The 24,282-nt window shown below is 72.8% G+C and carries 25 protein-coding genes; 17 read left to right on the forward strand and 8 right to left on the reverse strand.

Going from position 1 to position 24,282, the window contains the following annotated elements; genetic code table 11:
- Positions 1 to 37 precede the first annotated feature (37 nt).
- Complete coding sequence (gene dnaE, locus AB0B58_RS05950) at positions 38 to 3,574, forward strand: DNA polymerase III subunit alpha (protein ID WP_360218201.1); 3,537 nt, start codon at positions 38 to 40, stop codon at positions 3,572 to 3,574.
- 43 nt (positions 3,575 to 3,617) lie between these two features.
- The gene (locus AB0B58_RS05955; protein WP_360218204.1) at positions 3,618 to 4,367 is read left to right on the forward strand and encodes a DUF2567 domain-containing protein; all 750 of its coding nucleotides are present in this window, start codon (positions 3,618 to 3,620) and stop codon (positions 4,365 to 4,367) included.
- Here AB0B58_RS05955 and AB0B58_RS05960 read toward each other — a convergent pair.
- A complete protein-coding gene (locus AB0B58_RS05960) occupies positions 4,282 to 4,992 on the reverse strand; it encodes an LON peptidase substrate-binding domain-containing protein (RefSeq protein ID WP_360218207.1) in 711 nt (236 codons plus the stop codon). The genes AB0B58_RS05955 and AB0B58_RS05960 overlap by 86 nt on opposite strands.
- 148 nt (positions 4,993 to 5,140) lie before the next feature.
- Between AB0B58_RS05960 and hisD the strand changes: the two genes are divergently transcribed.
- The 8 genes from hisD to AB0B58_RS06000 are packed head-to-tail and all read left to right on the forward strand — an operon-like array spanning position 5,141 to position 10,430.
- On the forward strand, positions 5,141 to 6,451 hold the full coding sequence (hisD, locus tag AB0B58_RS05965; RefSeq protein ID WP_360218210.1) for a histidinol dehydrogenase: 1,311 nt from the start codon (positions 5,141 to 5,143) through the stop codon (positions 6,449 to 6,451).
- Positions 6,448 to 7,512, forward strand: coding sequence for a histidinol-phosphate transaminase (locus AB0B58_RS05970; protein ID WP_360218213.1), 1,065 nt, complete (start codon positions 6,448 to 6,450; stop codon positions 7,510 to 7,512). The genes hisD and AB0B58_RS05970 overlap by 4 nt, the downstream gene beginning before the upstream one ends.
- Positions 7,509 to 8,120 (forward strand): imidazoleglycerol-phosphate dehydratase HisB, encoded by a 612-nt coding sequence (gene hisB, locus AB0B58_RS05975; protein ID WP_184996498.1) that lies wholly within the window; start codon positions 7,509 to 7,511, stop codon positions 8,118 to 8,120. The genes AB0B58_RS05970 and hisB overlap by 4 nt, the downstream gene beginning before the upstream one ends.
- Entirely contained in the window at positions 8,117 to 8,284 is a 168-nt protein-coding gene (locus AB0B58_RS05980) for a hypothetical protein (protein ID WP_360218216.1), read from the forward strand. The genes hisB and AB0B58_RS05980 overlap by 4 nt, the downstream gene beginning before the upstream one ends.
- Positions 8,284 to 8,922: an imidazole glycerol phosphate synthase subunit HisH gene (hisH, locus tag AB0B58_RS05985; RefSeq protein WP_360218219.1), complete on the forward strand. Its 639-nt coding sequence runs from the start codon at positions 8,284 to 8,286 to the stop codon at positions 8,920 to 8,922. The genes AB0B58_RS05980 and hisH overlap by 1 nt, the downstream gene beginning before the upstream one ends.
- Entirely contained in the window at positions 8,919 to 9,239 is a 321-nt protein-coding gene (locus tag AB0B58_RS05990) for a hypothetical protein (RefSeq protein WP_360218221.1), read from the forward strand. Before hisH ends, AB0B58_RS05990 begins: the two co-directional genes overlap by 4 nt.
- A gap of 58 nt (positions 9,240 to 9,297) precedes the next feature.
- Positions 9,298 to 10,023, forward strand: coding sequence for a bifunctional 1-(5-phosphoribosyl)-5-((5-phosphoribosylamino)methylideneamino)imidazole-4-carboxamide isomerase/phosphoribosylanthranilate isomerase PriA (priA, locus tag AB0B58_RS05995; RefSeq protein ID WP_360218224.1), 726 nt, complete (start codon positions 9,298 to 9,300; stop codon positions 10,021 to 10,023).
- On the forward strand, positions 10,020 to 10,430 hold the full coding sequence (locus AB0B58_RS06000) for a Rid family hydrolase (protein WP_360218227.1): 411 nt from the start codon (positions 10,020 to 10,022) through the stop codon (positions 10,428 to 10,430). Before priA ends, AB0B58_RS06000 begins: the two co-directional genes overlap by 4 nt.
- A 12-nt stretch (positions 10,431 to 10,442) precedes the next feature.
- Here AB0B58_RS06000 and AB0B58_RS06005 read toward each other — a convergent pair whose 3' ends face one another.
- Complete coding sequence (locus tag AB0B58_RS06005) at positions 10,443 to 10,601, reverse strand: hypothetical protein (protein WP_360218230.1); 159 nt, start codon at positions 10,599 to 10,601, stop codon at positions 10,443 to 10,445.
- 34 nt (positions 10,602 to 10,635) lie between these two features.
- The gene (locus AB0B58_RS06010) at positions 10,636 to 11,070 is read right to left on the reverse strand and encodes a LysR substrate-binding domain-containing protein (protein WP_360218233.1); all 435 of its coding nucleotides are present in this window, start codon (positions 11,068 to 11,070) and stop codon (positions 10,636 to 10,638) included.
- Between the two features lie 11 nt (positions 11,071 to 11,081).
- On the opposite strand from AB0B58_RS06010, the gene AB0B58_RS06015 reads away from it, so the two are divergent.
- Complete coding sequence (locus AB0B58_RS06015) at positions 11,082 to 11,357, forward strand: hypothetical protein (RefSeq protein ID WP_360218236.1); 276 nt, start codon at positions 11,082 to 11,084, stop codon at positions 11,355 to 11,357.
- Between the two features lie 316 nt (positions 11,358 to 11,673).
- A complete protein-coding gene (hisF, locus tag AB0B58_RS06020) occupies positions 11,674 to 12,450 on the forward strand; it encodes an imidazole glycerol phosphate synthase subunit HisF (RefSeq protein WP_360218239.1) in 777 nt (258 codons plus the stop codon).
- A 74-nt stretch (positions 12,451 to 12,524) separates the two neighbouring features.
- Here the strand turns inward: hisF and AB0B58_RS06025 are convergent, their stop codons facing one another.
- Positions 12,525 to 12,953, reverse strand: a complete 429-nt coding sequence (locus AB0B58_RS06025; RefSeq protein ID WP_360218242.1) for a hypothetical protein — start codon at positions 12,951 to 12,953, stop codon at positions 12,525 to 12,527.
- Between the two features lie 328 nt (positions 12,954 to 13,281).
- Complete coding sequence (locus AB0B58_RS06030; protein WP_360218245.1) at positions 13,282 to 13,962, reverse strand: hypothetical protein; 681 nt, start codon at positions 13,960 to 13,962, stop codon at positions 13,282 to 13,284.
- Between the two features lie 60 nt (positions 13,963 to 14,022).
- Here AB0B58_RS06030 and AB0B58_RS06035 point away from each other — a divergent pair, with 60 nt between their 5' ends.
- Complete coding sequence (locus AB0B58_RS06035; protein WP_360218248.1) at positions 14,023 to 15,477, forward strand: PLP-dependent aminotransferase family protein; 1,455 nt, start codon at positions 14,023 to 14,025, stop codon at positions 15,475 to 15,477.
- 110 nt (positions 15,478 to 15,587) lie between these two features.
- On the opposite strand, the gene AB0B58_RS06040 is transcribed toward AB0B58_RS06035, so the two are convergent.
- Positions 15,588 to 17,411: a long-chain fatty acid--CoA ligase gene (locus AB0B58_RS06040; RefSeq protein WP_360218251.1), complete on the reverse strand. Its 1,824-nt coding sequence runs from the start codon at positions 17,409 to 17,411 to the stop codon at positions 15,588 to 15,590.
- A 661-nt stretch (positions 17,412 to 18,072) separates the two neighbouring features.
- Here AB0B58_RS06040 and AB0B58_RS06045 point away from each other — a divergent pair.
- Positions 18,073 to 19,284, forward strand: a complete 1,212-nt coding sequence (locus AB0B58_RS06045; protein ID WP_360218254.1) for a S8 family peptidase — start codon at positions 18,073 to 18,075, stop codon at positions 19,282 to 19,284.
- Between the two features lie 31 nt (positions 19,285 to 19,315).
- Here AB0B58_RS06045 and AB0B58_RS06050 read toward each other — a convergent pair whose 3' ends face one another.
- A complete protein-coding gene (locus tag AB0B58_RS06050) occupies positions 19,316 to 20,068 on the reverse strand; it encodes a class I SAM-dependent methyltransferase (RefSeq protein ID WP_360218257.1) in 753 nt (250 codons plus the stop codon).
- A gap of 102 nt (positions 20,069 to 20,170) precedes the next feature.
- Between AB0B58_RS06050 and AB0B58_RS06055 the strand changes: the two genes are divergently transcribed.
- From AB0B58_RS06055 to AB0B58_RS06065, 3 genes are read left to right on the forward strand one after another with little or no spacing between them, the layout of a single operon-like run.
- The gene (locus AB0B58_RS06055) at positions 20,171 to 20,617 is read left to right on the forward strand and encodes a MerR family transcriptional regulator (RefSeq protein ID WP_360218260.1); all 447 of its coding nucleotides are present in this window, start codon (positions 20,171 to 20,173) and stop codon (positions 20,615 to 20,617) included.
- Positions 20,618 to 20,627: 10 nt separating this feature from the next.
- Entirely contained in the window at positions 20,628 to 21,623 is a 996-nt protein-coding gene (locus AB0B58_RS06060; protein ID WP_360218263.1) for an aldo/keto reductase, read from the forward strand.
- 4 nt (positions 21,624 to 21,627) lie between these two features.
- Positions 21,628 to 23,022 (forward strand): PLP-dependent aminotransferase family protein, encoded by a 1,395-nt coding sequence (locus AB0B58_RS06065; protein ID WP_360218266.1) that lies wholly within the window; start codon positions 21,628 to 21,630, stop codon positions 23,020 to 23,022.
- Here the strand turns inward: AB0B58_RS06065 and AB0B58_RS06070 are convergent.
- Entirely contained in the window at positions 22,917 to 24,206 is a 1,290-nt protein-coding gene (locus AB0B58_RS06070) for an amino acid permease (RefSeq protein ID WP_360218269.1), read from the reverse strand. The genes AB0B58_RS06065 and AB0B58_RS06070 overlap by 106 nt on opposite strands.
- Positions 24,207 to 24,282: the final 76 nt, after the last annotated feature.

Raw genomic sequence — 24,282 nt, forward strand, 5'->3', positions numbered from 1 at the left:
GAAGGCTGGATTCGCCAGCGGGAAAAGGGGGCCCTGGGTGTCTGACTCGTTCGTGCATCTACACGTGCACACCGAGTATTCGATGCTCGACGGCGCCGCCCGGCTGAAGGATCTGTTCGCCGAGGCCAAGCGCCTCGGCATGCCGGCGGTGGCGATCACCGACCACGGCAACATGCACGGCGCCTACGACTTCTACCGGCAGGCGACCGCCGCCGGCATCACCCCCGTCATCGGCGTCGAGGCCTACGTCGCCCCCGAGTCGCGGCTGACCAAGCAGCGGATCAAGTGGGGCCGCCCCGAGCAGAAGAGCGACGACGTCTCCGGCTCCGGCGGCTACACCCACATGACCATGTGGGCCCGCAACGCGGTCGGCCTCAAGAACCTGTTCCGGCTCAACTCGCGTGCCTCCATCGAGGGCCAGCTCGGCAAGTGGCCCCGGATGGACATGGACATCATCGCCGAGCACGGCGAGGGCATCATGGGCACCACCGGCTGCCCCTCCGGCGCCGTGCAGACCCGGCTGCGGCTCGGCCAGTTCGACGAGGCGCTCAAGTCCGCCGCGGCCTACCAGGACATCCTCGGCAAGGAGCACTACTTCCTGGAGATCATGGACCACGGGCTCGACATCGAGCGCAAGGTCCGCGACGGCCTGCTGGAGATCGGCCGGAAGCTCAACATCCCGCCGCTGGTCACCAACGACTCGCACTACACGCACGAGGCGCAGGCCGAGGCGCACGACGTGCTGCTCTGCGTGCAGACCGGCAGCAACATCGCCGACCCCAACCGGTTCAAGTTCGGCGGCAGCGGCTACTTCGTCAAGTCGGCCGACCAGATGCGCGCCGTCGACTCCTCCGACGCCTGGCAGGAGGGCTGCCGCAACACCCTGCTGGTGGCGGAGAAGGTCGACACCGAGGGCATGTTCACGTTCAAGAACCTGATGCCCCGGTTCCCGGTCCCCGAGGGTGAGACCGAGGAGTCCTGGTTCCGCAAGGAGGCGTTCGAGGGCCTCAAGCGGCGCTTCCCGGACGGCGTACCGGACACGCACGTCAAGCAGGCGGAGTACGAGCTCGGGATCATCAACCAGATGGGCTTCCCGTCCTACTTCCTCGTGGTCGCGGACTTCATCCAGTGGTCCAAGCGGCAGGGCATCGCGGTGGGGCCGGGCCGAGGCTCGGCGGCGGGCTCGCTGGTCGCGTACGCGATGGGCATCACCGACCTGGACCCGCTGCCGCACGGGCTGATCTTCGAGCGGTTCCTCAACCCCGAGCGCGTCTCGATGCCCGACGTCGACATCGACTTCGACGAGCGCCGGCGCGGCGAGGTCATCCGCTACGTCACCGAGCGGTGGGGCGAGGACAAAGTTGCGCAGATCGCGACTTTCGGCACGATCAAGGCGAAGGCTGCGATCAAAGACTCGGCGCGGGTGCTCGGTTACCCGTACGCGGTGGGCGACCGGATCACCAAGGCCATGCCGCCGGCCGTGATGGGCAAGGACATCCCGCTCGCCGGCATCTTCGACCCCGACCACAAGCGCTACGGCGAGGCCGGCGAGATGCGCACGCTGTACGACACCGATCCCGACGTCAAGAAGGTCATCGACACGGCCCGGGGCATCGAGGGCCTGATCCGGCAGACCGGCGTGCACGCGGCCGGCGTCATCATGTCCGCCGAGCCGATCATCGACCACATCCCGCTGATGCGCCGCGACGCCGACGGGGCGATCATCACGCAGTTCGACTACCCGACCTGCGAGACGCTCGGCCTGCTCAAGATGGACTTCCTCGGCCTGCGGAACCTGACGATCATCGACGACGCGGTCAAGAACATCGAGCTCAACCACGGCCGCAAGCTCGACCTGCTGGCGCTGGCGCTGGACGACAAGCCGACCTACGACCTGCTCGCCCGTGGCGACACCCTGGGCGTGTTCCAGCTCGACGGCGGGCCGATGCGCTCGCTGCTGCGGCTGATGAAGCCCGACAACTTCGAGGACATCTCCGCGGTGCTGGCGCTGTACCGGCCCGGCCCGATGGGCGCGAACTCGCACACCAACTACGCGCTGCGCAAGAACAAGCAGCAGGAGATCATCCCCATCCACCCGGAGCTGGAGAAGCCCCTGGAGGAGATCCTCGGCCCGACCTACGGCCTGATCGTCTACCAGGAGCAGGTGCAGCGCGCCGCGCAGAAGCTGGCCGGCTACTCGCTGGGCCAGGCCGACCTGCTGCGCCGGGCCATGGGTAAGAAGAAGAAAGAGGTCCTGGACAAGGAGTTCGTGCCGTTCAGCGACGGCATGAAGGCCAACGGCTACTCGCCCGAGGCGATCAAGGCCATCTGGGACATCCTGGTGCCGTTCGCCGACTACGCCTTCAACAAGGCGCACACGGCGGGCTACGGCCTGGTGTCGTACTGGACCGGCTACCTCAAGGCGAACTACCCGGCCGAGTACATGGCGGGCCTGCTGACCAGCGTCGGCGACGACAAGGACAAGATGGCGATGTACCTGGCCGAGTGCCGGCGCATGGGCATCCAGGTTCTGCCGCCGGACGTCAACCAGTCCGCCGGCCCGTTCACGCCGGTCGGCAAGGACATCCGCTTCGGCCTGGCCGCGGTCCGCAACGTCGGGCACAACGTCGTCGAGGCGATCGCCCGGTGCCGCAAGGAGAAGGGCGACTATCAGGACTTCTACGACTTCCTGTCCAAGGTCGATGCCGTCGCCTGCAACAAGAAGACCGTGGAATCCCTGATCAAGGCCGGTGCCTTCGACTCGATGGGGCACACCCGCAAGGGCCTGCTCGCCGTGCACGCCGAGGCGATCGACGCGTACGCGGACGTGAAGAAGAACGAGGCGGCCGGCCAGTTCGACCTGTTCGCGTCGTTCGGCGACGACTCCGGCGCGGGCAGCGCGGCGACGGTCGCGATGCCGACCATCGGCGACAGCGAGTGGGACAAGCGCGACAAGCTCGCGTTCGAGCGGGAGATGCTCGGCCTCTACGTCTCCGACCACCCGCTCGCGGGCCTCGAGCAGCTGCTGCACAACGCGGCCGACACGACGATCGCGGCGCTGAACGAGGACGGCTCGGTGCCGGACGGGCAGGTCGTCACGCTCGCCGGCATCCTCACCGGCGTGCAGCGGCGCATCACCAAGCAGGGCCGGGCCTGGGCCTCGGCCACCCTCGAGGACCTGGCCGGCGGCGTCGAGGCGCTCTTCTTCCCGAACACCTACGAGGTGATCGGGCAGTACATCGCCGAGGACGCCATCGTCGTCGTCAAGGGCCGGGTGGACCGCCGCGACGACACCCCGCGGATCATGGCGATGGACATGTCGATGCCCGACGTGACCCACAACCCGGACAGCAAGCCGATCACCCTGACCATGCCGATCACCCGGTGCACGCCGCCGCTGGTCGACGAGCTCAAGGAGATCCTGGTCAGCCACCCCGGCGACGCCGAGGTGCACGTACACCTGCAGAACGGCAGCCGCACCACGATCTTCCGGCTGGGTGCCGTGCGGGTCGCGCCGACGCCCGCGCTGCGCGCCGACCTGAAGACGATTCTCGGCCCTTCGGCGGTGCTCTGATGCTCCGTACGGGCGACGCGGGCGGACCTGGCAGGATCGGGGCGTGAACCCCAGTCAGGAGCCGGCCCCACAGCACTACGGGCAGGTGCCGCAGTACGACGCGCAGCCGACCTACCCGTTCGGTCCGCCCCCGGAGGCGATGGACTGGGAGCAGCCGAGCCGGCGGCGCCGGACGTTGCGACGCACGGTGTCCGTGGTGGCCCTGGTGACGGCGGGGCTGGCGGTGGCCGGCGCGCCGCTGGGCCTGCTGTGGTCGTGGATCGCGCCGTCGGTGCCGGTGATCAACGCGGGGCAGAACGGCATCGTGGTCAACGACCCCTCGCCGGAGGAGTACATCGCGGCGGACGCGTGGTTCACCCTGCTCGGCTTCGGCTTCGGCCTGATCGCCGCCGTGCTGATCTGGCTGCTGCTGCGCCGTGACCGCGGTCCCGCCCTGGTGCTCGGGGTGACCTTCGGCGGCCTCGCCTGCGCCCTCGTCGCCTGGCAGGTCGGCCGCCTGGTCGGGCTGAGCGCCTGGAACGAATGGCAGGACACCTCGGCCGCCGGCGACACCTACGCCCGGCCTCCGGATCTGCACGCGCACGGCGCGCTGCTGGTGGTCGCGTTCGCCGCGGTGATCGTCACCACCCTGCTGGCCGGCTGGTCCAACGATCCGGACCTGGACCTGCCCGGCGCGAAGCCGGGCTACGGCCACGACCTGACGGACGCTAGTTCGGACTCACCGGCCGAGCCAGATCCGACAGCGGTACCGGCACCGCCCGCACCTTGGCCAGCAGACCCGCCTCGCGGTTGAGTAGCCGCAGCTCGGCCCGCAGCCGGGCGGCGGTGTCGGGCGCCGCCAGCAGCTCGTGCCGTTCGTCGGTGGTGAGCTGCGCGGTCGCCGCGATCAGGTGGGACAGCACGGTCGGGTCGTCCGGAACCTGGTCGAGCACCTCGGAGTCGGGGCGCAGCAGATCCAGGTAGGTGCGGAACGCGGCCAGCACCCGCGGCGCGAGCAGCGTCGCGGCCGGGCCGGTGCCCTCCTCGTCGGGCAGCCACTCGACCTCGGCGGTCACGTAGGGCTGGGTCTCCGCCGCGATCGCGACCACCCGGAAGCGCCGCCGGCCGACCGTGACGATGTCGAAGCGGCCGTCGGGCAGCTCGGTGACCTGCCGCAGCTCGGCCGTGCAGCCGACGTCGTAGAGCTGGTCGACCGTGACCGGCGTCTCGTCCGCCGGCCGTTCGGCGTCGCCGTCCGGCGCCGCGACCTCCCAGCCGTACCGCAGCGTCACGACGCCGAACTCGTGCGGTTCGTCGTCGGTGCTGGCGACCAGGTCGCGCACCAGCGTGCGATATCGCTCCTCGAAGATGTGCAGGGGCAGCACCAGGCCGGGGAAGAGCACCGTGCCCAGCGGGAAGACCGGGATAATCGCGCCCACGGTGCGAGCGTATCGGCCTGATCGCTGTCCGCGCGCCTCCCGCCCCGGCGATCTTCGGATCCGGTACGCGCAAAAGCGGCGAAACCTCCGTTCCCATTGCCTGGAACGGCATCGGGGGGCTGTCGGCGGTGCCGCCTAGACTTGGCCCGTGCTGAACCGGATTGACCTGCGCGGCTCCCGCCGGGACCCCCGCGGCCTGCTGCCCCGTGCCCAGCTCGACGTCTCCGTGGCCGTCGAGAAGATCCGTCCCGTCGTGGCGGCGGTCCGGGAGCATGGATTCTCGGCGATCCAGGAGGCGACCCGGAGATTCGACGGTGTCGCGGTCGAGCGCCTGCGGGTGCCGGCGGAGGCCATCGCCGCGGCCGCCGCCGAGCTCGACCCGGACGTGCGGGCCGCCCTGCTCGTCGTCATCGAGCGGGCCCGCAAGGTGCACGGCGACCAGCGGCGCACCGACGTCACCACCCAGGTGGTGCCCGGCGGCAGCGTCACCGAGCGGCACGTGCCGGTCGCCCGCGTCGGCCTCTACGTCCCCGGCGGCCTCGCCGTCTATCCGTCCACCGTGGTGATGAACGTGGTGCCGGCCCAGGTGGCCGGCGTCGAGTCGCTGGTGGTGGCCAGCCCGCCGCAGCAGGAGAACGGCGGCCTGCCCGACGCCCGGGTGCTCGCCGCCTGCGCGCTGCTCGGCGTCGACGAGGTCTACGCGGTCGGCGGCGCACAGGCCATCGCCATGCTCGGCTACGGCTCCGACGGCGCGGACGAGGCCGACCGCTGCGAACCGGTCGACGTCATCACCGGCCCCGGCAACATCTGGGTGACGGCCGCCAAGCGCCTGCTGCAGGGCACGGTCGGCATCGACGCCGAGGCCGGCCCCACCGAGATCGCCGTCCTCGCCGACGACTCCGCCTCCCCGGCGCACGTCGCGGCCGACCTGATCAGCCAGGCCGAGCACGACCCGCTGGCGGCGAGCGTGCTGGTCACCGACTCGGTGGCGCTGGCGGACGCGGTCGACGCCGAGTTGGCCGTCCAGGTGCCGGCCACCAAGCACGAGACGCGGGTGCGCGAGGCCCTCGGCGGCGCACAGTCCGGCGTCGTTCTGGTCGACGACCTCGAGCAGGGCCTGCGGGTCGTCGACGCATACGCGGCCGAGCACCTCGAGATCCAGACCCGCGACGCCCGTGCCGTGGCCATGCGGGTGCGCAACGCCGGCGCGATCTTCGTCGGCGCCTACTCGCCGGTCTCGCTCGGCGACTACGCCGCCGGCTCCAACCACGTGCTGCCGACCGGCGGCTGCGCTCGGCACTCGTCCGGCCTGTCGGTGCAGTCGTTCCTGCGCGGCATCCACGTCATCGAGTACGACGAGGCGGCGCTGCGCGACGTCGCGCCGCACGTGGTGGCGCTGGCCAACGCCGAGGACCTGCCGGCGCACGGCCAGGCCGTGACGGCGAGGTTCGGTTCGTGACCACGATCGACGACCTGCCCGTCCGCGCCGACCTGCGCGGCCGGTCGCCGTACGGCGCGCCCCAGCTCGACGTGGCCGTGCGGCTGAACACCAACGAGAACTCGTACCCGGTGCCCGACGCCGTGGTCGACGCGATCGGCAAGGCCGTGCAGGCCGAGCTGCGCGACCTCAACCGCTACCCCGACCGGGACGCGGTGGCGCTGCGCACCGACCTCGCCGACTACCTGGGCCACGGCCTGACCGCGGCGAACGTGTGGGCGGCCAACGGCTCCAACGAGGTGCAGCAGCAGCTGCTGCAGGCGTTCGGGGGCCCGGGGCGCTCCGCGCTGGGCTTCGGCCCGTCCTATTCGATGCATCCGCTGCTCGCCGCCGGCACCGGCACGCGCTGGATCGGTGCGCTGCGCGACGCCGACTTCGGCCTCACGCCCTTCTCGGCGGTGGAGCAGATCTCCCGGCACGCGCCGGACCTAGTGTTCCTCTGCTCGCCCAACAACCCGACCGGCACCGCGCTCGACCCGGCGGTGGTCGACGCGGTGCTGCGGGCGGCGCCGGGCATGGTCGTGGTCGACGAGGCCTACGCCGAGTTCGCCCGGGCCGGCACGCCGAGCGCGCTCGCGGCTCTGCCGCAGCACCCGAGGCTCGTCGTCACCCGCACCATGAGCAAGGCGTTCGGCTTCGCCGGCGGCCGGCTCGGCTATCTCGCCGCCGACCCCGCCGTGGTCGACGCCGTGCAGCTCGTCCGCCTGCCCTACCACCTGTCGGCGCTGACGCAGGCCGCGGCCCGGGCCGCGCTCGCCCAGCGTGAGGCGCTGCTCTCGACCGTCGACGCGATCAAGGAACAGCGCGACCGCATCGTCACCACCCTGCGCTCCCGCGGCGTGCGGGTGGCCGACAGCGACGCCAACTTCGTGCTCTTCGAGGTCGGCGGCGACCAGCACGTCGCGTGGCAGCGCCTGCTCGACCGCGGTGTGCTCGTCCGCGACGTCGGCCTGCCCGGCTGGCTGCGGGTGACCGCTGGAACAGAATCCGAAACCGACGCCTTCCTGGGAGCCCTGCAGTGACTCGCACCGCGCGCATCGAGCGCGTCACCAATGAGACAAAGGTGCTCGTCGAGATCGACCTCGACGGCACCGGCAAGGCCGAACTGTCGACGGGCGTGGGGTTCTACGACCACATGCTCAACCAGCTCGCCAAGCACGGCGGCTTCGACCTGACCGTGCGCACCGAGGGCGACCTCGAGATCGACGCGCACCACACCATGGAGGACACGGCCATCGCGCTGGGCGAGGCGTTCGCGCGGGCCCTCGGCGACAAGGCCGGCATCCGGCGTTACGGCTCCGCGACGATCCCCATGGACGAGGTGCTCGTGCGGGCCGCCGTCGACCTGTCCGGCCGGCCCTACGTGGTGCACGACGAGCCCGAGCTGGCGCCGTACATCGGCCCCGTGTACCCGACCAGCATGACCCGGCACATCTTCGAGTCGTTCGGCCACGCGGCCAAGGTGACGCTGCACGTCAGCGTGCTGCGCGCGGCCCGCGACGGCGGCCGGCCGGACGCGCACCACGTCGTGGAGACGCAGTTCAAGGCGTTCTCCCGGGCGCTGCGCGCGGCCGTCGAGATCGACCCGCGCAACGCGGGCGCGCTCCCGTCGACGAAGGGCGTGCTGTGAGCCTCGTGCCGATCCTGCTGCTCGGACTGTGCGGCATCCTGGTCGGCGGCGTGATCTCGCTGACCCGGCAGGGCGCCTCGAAGTTCAGCATCGGCCTGGTCGCCGCGCTCGCCCTGCTGGCGCTTGCCGGCGGCATCGCCTGGATGATGCCGGGGGACGGCTGATGCCCGAGGTGGTGATCCTGGACTACGGCTCCGGAAACCTGCGGTCGGCCGAGCGCGCGGTCGCGCGCACCGGGGCCGCCGTGACGGTGACCGACGACCTGGCGGCCGCGGCGGCCGCGGACGGCCTGGTCGTGCCCGGCGTGGGTGCCTATGCGGCGTGCATGGCCGGCATCGACAAGCTTGGCGCCGGCCCCGTCATCGCCGGGCGGGTCGCGGCGGGCCGGCCGGTGCTCGGCATCTGCGTCGGCATGCAGATCCTCTTCGAGTCCGGCGTCGAGCACGGCGTCGAGACCCGGGGGCTCGGCCTGCTGCCCGGGGCCGTGACGCGGCTGACCGCGCGGCGCATCCCGCACATGGGATGGAACACGGTGTCCGCGCCCGCCGGGTCGGTGCTGCTCGACGGCCTGGCGGCGGACGCGCGGTTCTACTTCGTCCACTCGTACGCGGCCTCCGACATCGGCGCGCTGCACGCCGTCGGCGCCCGGGTCACGACGGCCGCGCACGACCTGCCGTTCGCCGCCGTGGTGGAACACGGTCCGCTGTCCGCGGCCCAGTTCCACCCGGAGAAGTCCTCCGACGCCGGTTACGCGTTGCTGAACAACTGGGTGGCGGGCCTGCCCTCGCACGCCGCCCGGTGAGCAAGGAACGCGCGAAACGGCGGGCCGAGCGGCTCGTCGTTCTCGAAAAGGAGAAGGCCGCGCGGGCCCGGCGCTCGGCCCGGCGGCAGCGGCGCCGCGCCCTGGTCCGCTCGTTGAAGCTCCGGCGGCGCCCGAGTTCGGGCCGGCTCTACCGGCGCAGCCGCGCCCAGCGCACCGGCATCGTCGTCGTGCCGCTGCTCGCGGCGGCGGCGGTGTGGTTCCTCGTGCCCGAGCTCGCGCTTCGCCTCGTGCTGATCGCCATGATCGTTCTCGTCCTGCCCGCGCTGGTCGTCGTCATCCTCGGCCGCCGCTCCTGACCACCTCGCTCATTCCGCCCGTTTGTTCCGCTCGTTGGATTTCTGATCGGAGTTTCTCGTGACCCTGACGCTGCTGCCCGCGGTTGATGTCGCCGACGGCCAGGCGGTCCGCCTCGTACAGGGCGCCGCGGGCTCGGAGACCGGCTACGGCGACCCGCTCGAGGCCGCCCTCGCCTGGCAGAACGACGGCGCGGAGTGGGTGCACCTCGTCGACCTCGACGCCGCGTTCGGCCGGGGTTCGAACGCCGCGCTGCTCGCCGAGGTGGTGAGCCGCCTCGACGTGAAGGTCGAACTCTCCGGCGGGATCCGCGACGACGAGTCGCTGCGCGCGGCGCTCGCCACGGGCGCCGCCCGGATCAACATCGGCACGGCGGCCCTCGAGGACCCGCAGTGGTGCGACCGGATCTGCGGCGAGTACGGCGACCGGGTGGCGATCGGCCTCGACGTCCGCGGCCGTACCCTGGCGGCCCGCGGCTGGACCCGCGACGGTGGCGACCTGTTCGAGGTGCTGGAGCGCCTCGACAAGGCCGGCGCCGCGCGCTACGTGGTCACGGACATCACCAAGGACGGCACGATGCGCGGCCCGAACCTGGACCTGCTGCGCGAGGTCTGCGCCCGCACGGACAAGCCGGTGATCGCCAGCGGCGGGGTGTCCAAGCTGGACGACCTGCGCGCCCTCGCGACGCTGGAACACCTCGGCGTGGAGGGCGTGATCGCGGGCAAGGCGCTCTACGCGGGCGCGTTCACGGTGGCCGAGGCCCTCGCGGCGCTGGCGAAGGCATGAGCGGAGTCGAGCGCTTCTCCTCCGGCGGTCCCTGGGAGGACCGGTACGGCTACTCCCGCGTCGTCCGGGCCGGGGATCTGTTGCTCACGGCCGGTTGCACGGCGACCATGGACGGCGCCGTGACCGGGATCGGCGACCCGCGCGCGCAGGCGCTGACGGCGTTCGGGATCGCGCTCGACGCCCTCGCGGGCGCGGGTGCGGGCCTCGCGGACGTCATCCGGACCCGGATGTACATCACTGACGCGGCGCACGCGGACGCGGTGGCGGGTGCGCACGGCTCGGTCTTCGGCGACGTGCGGCCCGTGACGACGCTGGTCGTGGTGGCCGGGCTGCTCGATCCCGAGCACCTGGTGGAGGTCGAGGTCGAGGCGTACGTCGGCGGGCGGCCCCGGACCGTCCCGGCCTGACGCCGGGCGGCCTCAGTCGATGCGGAACACCGCGACGCGGTCCGCCGCCGCGGCGAACTCGTCGGGGTCGGCCCTGGTCACCAGGCCCAGCGTGACGAAGAACGGCACGCCGTTGGGCACCTCGCGCGGGAACGCCCGCAGGACCGCCGCGCGCTGCGCCGGATCCGTCACCTCGGTGAGGACGACCGTGCCGGGAGGCGACTCGCTAGGTGTTGCGCTGCCAGGCCTCGCGCAACGCCGCGACCGCCGCGGTCACCGCCGGCCGGGCCGTCGAGGCCTCGCGCCACGCCAGCACCACCCGCCGGGTCGGCGCCGGCCGCACCGGCACCACGCACACGCCCTTCGGCAGCGGTGGCCGCGCCAGCCGGGGGATCATCGCGATGCCGAGCCCCGCCGCGATCAGCGTCAGCTGCGTCTCGAACTCGCCGACGTGAAAGTCCGGCCGCACCCCCGGCAACACCCGCAGCAGCCACTCGTGGCAGATGTCACCGGCCTTCGCCGCGATCCAGCGCTCGTCGCGCGCCCGCGGCAGCCGCACCTCCTTCGCGGCGGCGAAGCGGTGGCCGGCCGGCACGATCAGGTCCGCCACGTCCAGGCCGATCTGCTCGTGCCTGATGCCCGGCGGGTAACGCAGCGCCACCCCCGTTCTCGATGCTGGTGCCGGTGTTCGGCATCGCGTCGGCGGCGGCCTTCCTCGGCGAGGCGGTGCACGGCACCGACCTGGCCGGGGGAGTGCTCGTGGTGGGCGGGGTGCTGCTGGGAGCGGGCGGATCCGGCCGCACGCCGGAGGTCCGGCGGGCCACGGCGCACGCCGACGACGCGAACCCGGCTCCCGCGCCAGGGGAGGCTCACGCCGCGGTGGCCGGTCGGGGCGGCAGCGGCGCAGGCGTATCGGTGGTCGTGGTCGGCGGGTCCGGTCGTGGCTGAGCGGGTGCAGGGGGTCGTGGCCAGACCAGGCTGGGGGCGCGCGGGACCCGCGGTTGGGGGCGACCGGTCATGGCGGCAGCGGCGCAGGCACGTCGGTGGTCGTGCTCGGCGGGTCGGTCGTGGCTGAGCGGGTGCGGGGGCGTGGCTTGACCTGGCTGGGGCGCGCGGGACCCGCGGTTGGAGGCGACCGGTCAGGGCGGCGGCCAGCGCGCGTCGGTGGTCGTGGGAGGCGTGGCCGGGGAGCGGCCGGCGGGGTCGGGTTCCGGCCTGTGGATACGCGCGCACCCGCCGGCGTGCGGCTCGCTAGGGTTGGGACATGACGGTGGCGGTGCGGGTGATTCCCTGTCTCGACGTTGACGCGGGGCGGGTGGTCAAGGGTGTCAATTTCGTCGATCTGCGCGACGCGGGAGATCCGGTCGAGCTGGCCGCCGCCTACGACGCCGCCGGCGCCGACGAGCTGACCTTCCTCGACGTCACCGCCTCCTCGGATGACCGCGGCACCATGCTCGACGTGGTCCGGCGCACCGCCGAGACGGTGTTCATCCCGCTGACCGTCGGCGGCGGGGTGCGCTCGGTGGAGAACGTCGACACGCTGCTGCGCGCGGGCGCCGACAAGGTCGGGGTCAACACCGCGGCCATCCACCGGCCCGAGCTGATCGCGGAGATCGCCGACCGGTTCGGCAACCAGGTGCTGGTGCTCTCGCTCGATGTCCGGCGGGTCGCGTCCGGGCCGTCGCCGGAGCACCCGAGCGGCTGGGAGGTCACCACCCACGGCGGCCGCCGCAGCGCCGGCCTGGACGCCGTCGAGTGGGCGCGGCGGGTGGCCGAGCTCGGTGCCGGCGAGATCCTGCTCAACTCGATGGACGCCGACGGCACCAAGGCCGGCTTCGACCTGGAGCTGATCGCCGCCGTGCGCGCGGTGGTCGACATCCCGGTGATCGCGAGCGGTGGTGCCGGCGCGGTGGAGCACTTCCCGCCGGCGGTCGCGGCCGGCGCAGACGCCGTGCTGGCCGCTAGCGTTTTCCACTTCGGAGAGCTGACCATCGGCGAGGTCAAGGAGAGCCTGCGCGGGGCGGGCAACCCGGTTCGCTGACGGCACGCGCCCGGTGCGGCCGTGCCCGGCGCGGCGGGCTTCGGTGATCCCGCGTGCGGAGCCGATCCGCCGGGTCAGCGCCCGTCGGCGAGGCGCAGCGAATACTCGCGGACCGCCGCGTTGTAGGTCCGCTCGTCGAGCCGCCAGTCCGACTCGCCCGGGGTCGCCGCGCGGTTCAGCTGGGCCTGCAGGGTCACCACGGCCGAGGACAGGCCGCTGAACGGCCGGGTGCGCCAGAGCTGCTCGCCGGCGGGGGCCACCTCGACGATGTCGTCGTCGACGGTGAGTAGTCCCGCGCCGGAGAGCCGGCGGACGGAGTCCTCCAGCTCGGCCCGGGTGGGCACGCTGTGGTGCAGGAAGTCGGCGGCCGCGAGCACGTCCGCCAGGCTCGCACCGGTGACCGGCAGCGCCGCGTGGAGCGCCCGGTCACGCTCGAGGCGCTCGGCGATGACTGTCGACACGAAGATCCAAGCATCGTTCCAATGCCAATCGCCAGCCCCCATGTCGACATGATGCCGTGCGGCCGCCGAACCGGAAAGCAAATGTGTCCGGATGATCACCAAGCTGTGTCCCCATCCCGGACAATTCGCCCGCACCCGGCGGGCCGCGCGGAGAATGCCGCAGGGAACTCCCCTCTGGACGGATCGGCCGAGTGGGTCGTCCGGGCGGACCGGCCGGGTGGATCGGGTTGGATGGATCGGTTGAGCGCGGCGTTGGGCGTGGCGGCCCGGGCCCGGTTCGCCCGGCGTGGAGGTCCACGCCGCGCACGGGCGGGAGCGGATCAGGCCGACGGGACCGGAACCAGCCCCGCCGCCCACGGGCGGGAGCGGATCAGGCCGACGGGACCGGAACCAGCCCCGCCGCGTTCGCCGCCGGTGCTCCCTGCACCGGCTCCGCGGCCGCGATCGCGAAGACCGGCATGAACAACTGCACCAGGGGCCCGATCGCCAGCGCGTACGCGACGGTGCCGAGGCCGACCGTGCCGCCGAGGAGGAAGCCGACCGCGAGGACCAGGACCTCGATGCTGGTGCGGACCAGGCGGATGGACAGCCGCGGAAAGCGGTTCACCAGCCCGGTCATCAGGCCGTCGCGCGGTCCCGGCCCGAAGCGGGCGCCGATGTACATGCCCGTCGCCACGCCGTTCAGTGCGATGCCCACCACCAGGTACGTGACGCGCATCGCCATCGATTCGCCCGGGGCCAGCAGGATCAGGGCGGCGTCGACCACGAGACCGATCACCACCAGGTTCGCGATCGTGCCGAATCCGGGCTTCTGCCGCAGCGGGATCCACAGCATCAGAATCGGGACGCCCGCCAGGATCACCACCCAGCCGAAGCTCAGCCCAGTGGCCTTCGACACACCCTGGTGGAAAACGTCCCAGGACGTCAGGCCGAGGTTGCTCTCCACCATGAAAGCCATGCTCATCCCGTACAGGATCAGGCCGGCGAGGAGCTGGCTCACGCGGCGGGGCAGGCGGGCGCCGGCCGGGACGAGGTTGCTCATGCGGCTCATGGGTGCCACTCTGAAGGCCAATTGGGTGGCGCTGAAAGTGCCAATTAGGGGGAGGTGGCCATGACGACGTCCGTTCGAGGGGGCCAATTGGCCCGCCTCCTGGGCCAGTGGCATTCGCTCCCGGGGCGGCATCGCAGCCCCGACTACGCCGCCCTCGCCGGCGCGATCCGGGGCCTGCTCTCCGACGGCCGGCTGCCGCTCGGCGTGCGCCTGCCCGCCGAACGCGAGCTCGCCGAGTCGCTCGGGGTCAGCCGGACGACCGTCACCGCCGCGTACCGGTCGCTGCGGGAGACCGGCCATCTCACCAGCCGGCGCGGCGCCGGCAGCTGGACCACCCTGCCGAACGGGCACCGGGTCGCCTCCTCTGGCCTGTGGACCCCGGACGACGACATGGACATGATCGACATGGGGGTGGCGGCCTCGGCCGCGCCGGTCGAGCTCGTGCCCGCGGCCCGTGCCGCCGCCGACGATCTGCCGCGCTTTCTCGGCAGCGCGGGCTATCACCCGATCGGCCTCATGGAGCTGCGCGAGACGGTCGCGGCGGGTTACACCGCCCGCGGCGTGCCGACCAGCCCGGAGCAGATCCTCATCACCAGCGGTACGCAGCAGGCCCTCGACCTGGTGCTGCGGTTGAGCGTCCCGGCCGGCGCCTCGGTGCTGGTGGAGTCCCCGACCTATCCCAACGCGCTGGCCGCACTCTCCGCACGGCGGGCCCGGATCAGCACGCACGGCCTCGACGCCGCCGACGGCTGGGACGGCGAGATGCTGCTTGGCGCCCTGCGCCAGACCCGCCCGCGGCTGGCCTACGTGATCCCCGAGTTCCAGAACCCGACCGGGCACCTGATGCCCGCCGAGCTGCGCGAGCGGCTCGCCGCCACGGCGCACTCGGCCGGCACCGAGCTGGTCGTCGACGAGTCCTTCGTGGACCTGCCGCTGGACGGCACGCCGATGCCGCCGCCGGTCGCGCTCTTCGACCGGCACTCGCGGGTCGTGTCCATCGGCGGCATGAGCAAGGCGTACTGGGGCGGCCTGCGGATCGGCTGGGTCCGCGCCTCGGCGCCGCTGGTGCAGCGCCTGGCCGCCCTGCGGGTCGGCGTCGACATGGCGAGCCCGGTCCTCGAGCAGCTCGTGGCCGTGCACCTGCTCCGCGACGCGGAGACGATCGTCGCGGCCCGCCGCGCGCAGCTGTCGTTCCGCCGGGACGCGCTCGTCGCCGCGCTCGCGGAGCATCTGCCCGAGTGGCGGTTCACCGTGCCGGCCGGCGGCGTGACGCTCTGGGCGGAGCTGGACGGCCCGATCTCCAGCGCCCTGGCCCGCGCGGCCGAGGACGTCGGCGTGCGGCTCGCGCCCGGACCGCGCTTCGGCCTCGACGGCACCCTCGAACGCTTCATGCGCCTGCCGTTCACGCTCGCCGCCGACGACCTCACCGAGGCCATCCGCCGGATCGCGTCCGTGCGCCACGACCTGGACCGGGCGACCCGGCCGGCCTGGCGCACCCCCGCCGTCATCGCCTGACCGGCCCCGCCGTCGCGGCCGGAGGCGTGTCGCGCGACGCGAACCGGCCGGAACGAGAGACGAGCGCCGCGATCGGAGATCGCGACGCTCGTCCCGCAGGACTCCAGGGCCTACATCTGCACGAGGCTGCCCGCGTACATCTGCTCGATCTGGCCGGAGAAGTTGGCCTCCACGCTGCGGCGCTTGATCTTCATCGAGGGGGTGATCTCGCCGTCCTCGATGGTCAGGTCGCGCGGCAGGATGGCGAACTTCTTGACCGTCTCCCACCGGTTCAGCTTGCCGTTGAGCTCCTCGATGTAGCCCGCGACCAGCGTCTGCGTCTCCTGCGCCGTCACGATCTCCGAGTAGCTGCGGCCGTCCAGCGGCCCGCCGGCCGCCCAGCCCTTGATCGCGTCCTCGTCGAGCGAGATCAGCATGGTCACGAAGTTGCGGGCCTGGCCGACGACGACCGCCTGCGAGGTGTACGGGCAGATCGCCTTGAACTGGCCCTCGATCGCCGAGGGGGCGATGTACTTGCCGCCCGACGTCTTGACCAGGTCCTTCTTCCGGTCTGTGATCCGCAGGAAGCCGTCGGCGTCGAGCTCGCCGATGTCGCCGGTGCGCAGGAAGCCCTCCTCGGTGAACGCCTCCTCGGTCTCCTTGGGCAGGTTGTGGTAGCCGCGCATGACCGGGGCGCCGCGCAGCAGGATCTCGCCGTCGCTGTCGATTCGGCACTCGAGGTCGGCGAGGGCCTGGCCGACCGTGCCGAGCTTGAGCCCGCCCATCTTGTTGACGAAGTTGGCCGCGCTCGACTCGGTGAGGCCGTAGCCCTCCCGGATCGGCAGGTTCGCCGCCGCGAAGAACTCGGCGATGTCGGGGCTCAGCGGCGCGGAGCCGGAGACCAGCACGCGCAGTCGGCCGCCGAGGCGCTCCTGCAGCTTGCTGAAGACGAGCTTCTCGGCGACGGCGTACTTGGCCTTCAGGACGGCGCCGACCGGCTTGCCGGCCTGCTCGAGCGCGACCTTCTCCTTGCCGACGCCGACGGCCCAGGTGAAGATCTTCGCCTTGGCGCCGCCGGCGGCGAGCGCGGTCGTGACGGTCTTGTTGTAGACCTTCTCGAAGATGCGGGGCGCCGCGCACATCAGCGTCGGCTTGACCACCGACAGCATCTCGACGAGCTTTTCGACCCGGCCGTCGACGTAGGTCGGCACGCCTACGTGGATGATGCCGCAGACCAGCGTCTTGCCGAACGAGTGTGACAGCGGCAGCCACAGGTACTGCAGGTCGGTCGACGCGAACAGCCCGGTGCCGAGCTGCGCGACGCCCTCCCAGGTCCAGCCGCGGTGCAGCAGCTGAACGCCCTTGGGCCGGCCGGTCGTGCCGGAGGTGTAGATCAGCGTCGCCAGGTGGTCGGGCCCGACGCTCTCGACGATGCGGTTCACCAGCTCCGGGTCCTGCGCGAGCGCGGCCCGGCCGCGCTCCTCCAGGTCGGCGAGGGTGAGCTGCGGCGGCGAAGCGCCGGCGTCGGCCGGGCCGTCGATCAGGATGGTGTGCGTGACCGCGTTGTCGGCTCCGGAGAGCTTCATCGCCTGTGCGGGGTTCTCCGCCACCAGGATCTTCGACCCCGAGTCGGCCACGATGTAGGCCGCGTCCTCGGGTTCGGTTGTCGGGTATACCGTCGTCGTCGCCGCGCCTGCGCAGTTGATGCCGAGGTCCGCGAGGACCCACTCGAGCCGGGTGCCACTGATGATGGCGACCCGGTCCTCGAGACCAACACCGAGCCCGGCGAGACCCGCGGCGATCGCGCAGGCGCGCTCGCCGACCTCGGACCACGTGAGCCAGGTGATCGCGGTGTCGTCCGCGGTCGGTACGGCGAACGCCTGGTGATTCGGGGTCGCCTGCACACGTTGCAGGAACATGTCCGGAATCGACCGGTAGGGAACCTCGAGAGCCATCGGGCGCCGCCTCTTTGCGTCTATGGGGGTGTATTCATGTTGCAGCTGAGTTACCGAAGAGTATTGCTAGGAAGCCGCGAGGGCCAGAGCACCTCGCCGGTCAAATTCCGAACGCCTGCGGAGTGACCTGCGCAACAATCCTACCCGCGTCGATGCCTCCGTTCCGGAATGCGGGACCGCGAGGTCATCGGCGGCTCCACCTCCCGCTCCGCGGTTCCGCGAGCCCGCTGGCGCGCCGGGCGCCCGGTCCGCGGAGCGCCCGGACGATACGGCCGTTTGTGCACTGCGCGGCGTAACGGCGTCGATGCTCCCGGTCATCTGCCCGGGCCGGGGCCGTCGGCGTTTTTCGTGACCCGCGCACCCGGCCGGCCCGCCCCGGCGCCGCGACGAACGCCTGCCGCCACGCTGGTCGCGGCGGGCCGGCGGTGCCACCTGCCGGTGCGCGCCGGGCGCGGCGGCACGCCGGGCGGCGCCGCCTCCGAACCCCTACCCGCGGAGGCCAGGCTTGTTAACAGTCGTCGATATGGCCATTTCGATATAGAGGATCGTCAACATATTGGCACTAATCTCTTTACTCAGCGGACCGATGGTCGTCCCTTTCCCTGCGGGCCACGAGCCCCCGGGACACACCGGTGTCCGGCAGGCGCGAGAGAGGAAGAGCATGGCGATTCGACCCCCCCGAAGCGGCCGGTTCCTGGCCGTCACCCTGCTTGTCGTGGCGACGACGACCGCCGCGACGGTCGTACCGGCGGCGGCGGCTCCGGCCACCGGGCAGATCAGGCTCGCCGGCACCGCCGACGCGGTCGCGGGCAGCTACATCGTGGTGCTGAAGGACGGTGCCGTGAGCACGAGGACGAGCCGCGTCGCGGCCGTCGGCGACAGGTCGGCCGAACTGGCCCGCGGCTACGGCGCGCAGGTCCGGCGGGTGTTCGGCGCCGCACTCAACGGCTTCGAGGCGAACATGAGCGAGGCCGCCGCCAAGCGGCTCGCCGCGGACAAGCACGTGGCCTATGTGGAGCAGAACCAGCGCGTCTCGCTGCTCACCACGCAGACGGGCGCGACGTGGGGCATCGACCGCATCGATCAGCGGGCCCGCCCGCTGAGCACCACGTACACCTACACGGCCACGGCAGGCAATGTGACGGCGTACATCATCGACACCGGCATCAGGTACACCCACAACGACTTCGGTGGCCGGGCGCGCTTCGGGTACGACGCGGTCGGCTCGGGCGGCGTGGACTGCAACGGACACGGCACCCACGTCGCCGGCACGGTCGGCGGCACCGTGTACGGCGTCGCGAAGCAGGTCCGGCTCGTCGGTGTCCGGGTCCTCAACTGCTCCGGCAGCGGCACCACCGCGGGTGTCATCGCCGGCGTCAACTGGGTCACCCAGAACGCCGTCCGGCCGGCGGTGGCGAACATGAGCCTCGGCGGCGGCGCCAGCTCCACACTCGACAATGCGGTCGCGAACTCGATCAGCTCGGGTGTCACGTACGCCCTCGCGGCGGGGAACTCGACCGCGAACGCCTGCAACTCCTCGCCGGCGCGGGTCGCCTCCGCCATCACCGTCGGCGCCACCACCAGCACCGACGCCAAGGCGTCGTACTCGAACTACGGCACCTGCCTCGACATCTTCGCGCCGGGCTCGTCCATCACCTCGGCCTGGTACTCGTCGGCGTCGGCCACCAACACGATCAGCGGTACGTCGATGGCGTCCCCGCACGTGGCGGGCGCGGCGGCGCTGGTGCTCTCGACCAGCCCGTCCTCCACCCCGGCGCAGGTGCGCGACGCCCTGGTCACCAAGGCCACGTCCGGTGTGGTCACCAGCCCCGGCACCGGTTCGCCGAACCGGCTCCTCTACGTCGGCCCCTGATCCTCGCGAGACACCGGGACGACCCGGCGCGCTACGGGCGCGCCGGGTCGTCCCCGTCGCCGGACCGGCTCCGGTAGACCGAGACGTGGTCGGTGCTGGTGGCCTCGAAGGCCCCGCGGTGCCAGTCCGCGTACCGGGCCTCGAGCCGCAGGCCGGCCTGCTCCGCGAGCCGGTCGATCTGCTCCGGCCAGAGGTAGCGCATGCCGAACGGCCGCGGCCGCACGCCGCCCGCCGAGAACGTCTGGGTCTGCCGGACGAACGTCTGCGCGGCCCGGTCGTAGCGGTGCAGCCGCAGCGCCGCGGAATCCTCGGTCACCGAGAGCACCTGGGCCTGGCGCTCCTCGCGCTCGAAGTCGGCGAGGTTCGGCACGAACGCCTCGACGACGAACGCGCCGCCGGGGGCGAGCACCCGCGCGACGTTGCGGAAGCAGTCCGCCTGCCGGTCGGCGTCGACCAGGTTGAACAGCGTGTTGAAGATCAGGTAGGCCAGCTTGAACGGGCCGCGTACGGCCACGTCGGCCATGTCGCCGACGACCACCGGGATGTCCGCGCCGCCGGGCCTGGCGCGCAGCTTCTCGACCATCTCGGGTGAGCCCTCGACGCCCTCGACGGCGAGGCCGCGCGCGGCCAGCGGCAGCGCCACCCGGCCCGTGCCGATCGCCAGCTCCAGCACCGGGCCGCCGCCGGCCAGGCCGGCCAGGAAGTCGACGGCCGGCGCCGCGCCGGCGGCGCGCCTCGCCGCCCGCCGCCGGCCGAAGAGCCCGGGATCGTTGGACATCGACATGCCTATCAGGACAACAGAGCGGTCAGGCGGGCGGCAACCGCTTTCCCGGGCGGTTCCTGAGCGCTTGCGCTGGAGTCCACTCCAGCGGTTAGCGTCGCTGTCATGACGAGCACCACCGAGCACGGCAGCGCCGGCATCCGCGCCGTCGCCGAGCGGACCGGCCTGAGCGTCGACACCCTGCGCTGGTACGAGAGGGAAGGCCTGCTGCCGCGCGTCGAACGCGGCCCCGACGGCCGGCGGCGCTACGACGACGCCGCGCTCGGTTTCCTGCGGCTCGTCCAGGCGCTGCGGCGCGGCGGCATGCCCGTCGCCGAGGTGCGGGCGTTCGTCCGGATGTCTGCCGAGGGCGCCGCCTCGCACGGGCGCCGGATGTCGCTGCTCGAGCGGCAGCGTGCCGCGATCCGGCGGCAGCAGGCCCGGCTCGCCGAGGACCTGCTGACGGTCGAGGAGAAGATCGCGCACTACCAGGACCTGATCGACCGCGGCCTCGACTGCGGCGGCGAGCCCGTCGACGAGGCCACCGCGGCGCTGCAGCGCCGCCGTTGCTGAAGGAGCCACCGTGCACACCATCGAACTGGGCGACGACCTGACCGTGAGCGCGCTCGGCTATGGGGCGATGGGTCTTGCCGAGGTGTACGGCCCGGCGCGGGACGCCGAGTCGCTCGCCACCCTGCACCACGCCGTCGATGCCGGGGTGACCTTCATCGACACCGCCGACCTGTACGGCGCCGGCGGCAACGAGCGGTTGATCGCCCGGCTGCTCGCCGACCGCCGCGACGAGGTCACCATCGCCACGAAGTTCGGCATCACCGCGGTCGACGGCGACCTGACCACCATGACCACGCGCGGTGACGCCGCCTACGTGCGGCAGGCCTGCGACGCCAGCCTCGGGCGGCTCGGCACCGACGTCATCGACCTCTACTACCTGCACCGGCGCGAGGTCGCGGTGCCGATCGAGGAGACCGTCGGCGCGATGGCGGAGCTGGTCCGGCAGGGCAAGGTCCGGCACCTGGGGCTCTCCGAGGTGACCGCGGCGGAGCTGCGCCGGGCGTACGCGGTCCATCCGATCGCCGCCGTGCAGAGCGAGTGGTCGCTCTGGAGCCGCGACGTCGAGCGCGCCGTGGTGCCCGCCGCCGCCGAGCTGGGCGTGGGTTTCGTGCCCTACTCGCCGCTGGGCCGGGGCTTTCTCACCGGGACCCTGGACCGGGCCACGATCGCGGGGGACTGGCGTTCCGGGCTGTCCCGCTTCACCGGCGCGGCGTTCGACCGCAACCAGGTGGTGGTGGAGGCCGTGCGGGGCGTCGCCGCCGAGATCGGCGCCACCCCGGCCCAGGTAGCGCTCGCCTGGCTGCGGATCCGCGGCGAGGAGCTGGGCCTGCCGGTCGTGCCGATACCCGGAACGCGGCGCGCCGCGAGGGTCGACGAGAACGTGGCGAGCCTCGGCGTGGCCCTTGACGCCGGGCGGCGCAAGCTGCTCGACGACCTGGCCGGGCTGGTGACCGGCCCCCGCTCCGACCACGGCGACCCGAACTGGGTGTCCGACACCCGAGAATAGGGGCGTGGACCTGGTCATCAGCCTCGACGGCACCGGAGAGAAGACGGTGCGGGTGTACTGCGCCCTGCGCGCGGCCATCGTCGACGGGCGGCTGCCCGTCGGGCATCGGCTGCCCGCCACCCGCGCGCTGGCCGCCGACCTCGGGTTGGCGCGCAACAGCGTCGCTACCGCGTACGAGCGGCTCGTCGCCGAGGGGTACCTGGTGTCGCGGGTCGGTGCGGGTACGTACGTCGCACCCGTTCGCGACGAGCCGGCGCCGCGGCGTGCACCGGCCGATCCGCTGCGCCCGCGCGCCGGCTGGACCTTCACCCCGCTGCCGACCAGCTCCGACGTGCCGCGACCGCGATACGACTTCCGGACCGGCATACCGGACGCGCGGCTGTTCCCGTTCGACTCGTGGCGGCGGCTCGTCGCCGCGGAGCTGCGGCTGCGGGCCAACGACCCCGGCGGGTACGCCGAGCCGTCCGGCCATCCGGCGCTGCGCGCGGCGATCGCCCGCTACGTCGGGTACTCCCGGTCGGTGCGGGCCGCGGAGTCGGACGTGCTCGTCACCAACGGCAGCCAGCACGCGCTCGACCTGATCGGCCGGGTGCTGCTGCGCCCCGGCGACGTCGTCGCCGTCGAGGAGCCGGGATACCCGCCGGCCCGGCGGCTGTTCGAGTCGCTGGGCGCGCGCGTGGTCGGCGTACCCGTCGACGGCAACGGCCTGGTGGTCGACGCCCTGCCCGGCGCCGCGCGGGTGGTCTACGCGACGCCGTCGCACCAGTTTCCGCTCGGCGCCTCGATGAGCCTGGCCCGGCGGCACGCCCTGCTGGACTGGGCGCGGCGGCGGCAGGCGGCGGTCGTCGAGGACGACTACGACAGCGAGTTCCGCTTCTCGGCGCGCCCGCTCGAGCCGCTCTACAGCCTCGACACCGCCGGTCGGGTGCTGTACGTCGGCACCTTCTCCAAGACCATGCTCCCGTCCGTGCGGACCGGCTTCGTGCTGGCCCCGGCCGCGCTGCGGGAGGCGCTGGTCGCGGCCCGGCAGCTCGGCGACGGGTACGGCCAGGTGGCGATCCAGGCGGCGCTGGCGCGCTTCATCGACGAGGGTCAACTGGCACGCCACCTGCGCCGGGCCGGCAAGGCGTACGCCGAGCGCCACGCCCGCATCGTCGCCGCGCTCGGCGCCCACGATCGGCTCGAGGTCGTACCGTCCTCCGCCGGCCTGCACGTGACGGCGCTGGGAGCCCGGTCCGCCGAGGTCGTGGCCGCCGCGGCCCGCCGGGGCGTGGCGCTCGAGGATCTCGGCGCCTACAACAGCGACCTGACCGGATTCGTGTTCGGGTTCGGCGCGATCGACCCGGCGCTGCTCGACGAGGGACTGGCGATCTTCGGTGCCGTCCTGCGTGACACGTAGAGCACCGCGCCCGCCGCCACCGCCAGGCTGAGCAGCGCGGGTGGCCCGTTGAGCACCAGCAGGGCGAGCACCGCGGCGAACGCGACGCCGGCGCCGCGCCGCGACCACCCGGGCGGCAGCAGCCTCAGCGCGGCCGCGGTCCCGAGCACGTACACCAGGGTGAAGCAGCCGGTGACCAGCAGCATCGCGGTGCGCAGGTCGAGCGGTAGCAGCACCGAACCGCACCCGGCGAGGGTGACGAAGGCGAGGGACCGGCGCGGGGTGCCGACCATCCGGGCCGGCAGCGCGCCGTCGCGGGTCAGGGCCACGCCGAGCCGCGACGCCCCGGCCAGGTAGGCGTTCACGGCGCCGATGGTGAGGAGCACGGCGACGACCGCGGTGAGCGGGCGGACCGGGCCGCCGACCCCGACGGCCAGCAGATCGGCCAGGGGCGCCGGGCTGGCGCCGGCCGCCGGGCCGAGCACCAGCACGCTGGTCGCGGCGACGGCGAGGTAGAGCACGCCGACGATCAGCACGGCCGCCGCGGTGGCCCGGGGCACGTCGCGGCGCGGGTCGCGGTACTCGCCGGAAAGCGACGACACCGCCTCCCAGCCGGCGAAGCCCCAGACCAGGATCGCGGCCGCGGCGCCGATGCCGGCCCAGCCGTGCGGCGCGAACGGGGTCAGGTTGGCCAGGCTGGCGTGCGGCAGCGCGGCCACCACCGCGACCACCAGCAGGCCGGCCAGCGCCGCGGTGAGGTGGAGCTGGACCCGGCCGGAGACGCGCAGGCCGAACCAGTTCATGGTGAAGACGACGGCCATGACGAAGACGAACGTGCCGATCACGGTGGCCCGGCCGCCGCCGATGACGTCGGCGACGTAGCCGCCCGCGAACGCGGCGGCGGCCGGCGCGCCCAGCGGCACGGCGAAGTAGAAGCACCAGCCGACGGCCGCGGCGGCCCGCGCGCCGAAGGCCAGCCGCACGTAGGTGGACACCCCGCCGCCGTCCGGGTAGCGCCCGCCGAGCGCGGCGAAGGTCCAGGCCAGGGGCGCGGAGAGCAGGATGAGGGCGAGCCAGGCCAGCAGCGACGCGGGCCCGGCGACGGACGCGGCGAGTGCGGGCATCGAGATGACGCCGGTGCCCAGGACCGCGCCGACGCAGAGCGCGGTGCCTTGTGCGCGGGACAGCCCGCCGGTTGGTGTCATGCGATCAAGGTAGGGGCCGGATTGGCCCTATGTCCCGGCCAATTCGGCGCTGTTCAGAGGAGCCAATTCGGCCGCG

The organism is Actinoplanes sp. NPDC049118 (assembly GCF_040648555.1).
Lineage (GTDB): Bacteria > Actinomycetota > Actinomycetes > Mycobacteriales > Micromonosporaceae > Actinoplanes.

Bases quoted from the DNA above. Each gene is read 5' to 3' on its own strand.
- hisH (WP_360218219.1), top strand. From the start codon at position 8,284: ATGCCCGAGGTGGTGATCCTGGACTACGGCTCCGGAAACCTGCGGTCG.
- AB0B58_RS06000 (WP_360218227.1), top strand. From the start codon at position 10,020: ATGAGCGGAGTCGAGCGCTTCTCCTCCGGCGGTCCCTGGGAGGACCGG.
- AB0B58_RS06015 (WP_360218236.1), top strand. From the start codon at position 11,082: ATGCTGGTGCCGGTGTTCGGCATCGCGTCGGCGGCGGCCTTCCTCGGC.
- hisF (WP_360218239.1), top strand. From the start codon at position 11,674: ATGACGGTGGCGGTGCGGGTGATTCCCTGTCTCGACGTTGACGCGGGG.
- AB0B58_RS06025 (WP_360218242.1), bottom strand. From the start codon at position 12,953: ATGGGGGCTGGCGATTGGCATTGGAACGATGCTTGGATCTTCGTGTCG.
- AB0B58_RS06030 (WP_360218245.1), bottom strand. From the start codon at position 13,962: ATGAGCCGCATGAGCAACCTCGTCCCGGCCGGCGCCCGCCTGCCCCGC.
- AB0B58_RS06035 (WP_360218248.1), top strand. From the start codon at position 14,023: ATGACGACGTCCGTTCGAGGGGGCCAATTGGCCCGCCTCCTGGGCCAG.
- AB0B58_RS06040 (WP_360218251.1), bottom strand. From the start codon at position 17,411: ATGGCTCTCGAGGTTCCCTACCGGTCGATTCCGGACATGTTCCTGCAA.
- AB0B58_RS06045 (WP_360218254.1), top strand. From the start codon at position 18,073: ATGGCGATTCGACCCCCCCGAAGCGGCCGGTTCCTGGCCGTCACCCTG.
- AB0B58_RS06050 (WP_360218257.1), bottom strand. From the start codon at position 20,068: ATGTCGATGTCCAACGATCCCGGGCTCTTCGGCCGGCGGCGGGCGGCG.
- AB0B58_RS06055 (WP_360218260.1), top strand. From the start codon at position 20,171: ATGACGAGCACCACCGAGCACGGCAGCGCCGGCATCCGCGCCGTCGCC.
- AB0B58_RS06070 (WP_360218269.1), bottom strand. From the start codon at position 24,206: ATGACACCAACCGGCGGGCTGTCCCGCGCACAAGGCACCGCGCTCTGC.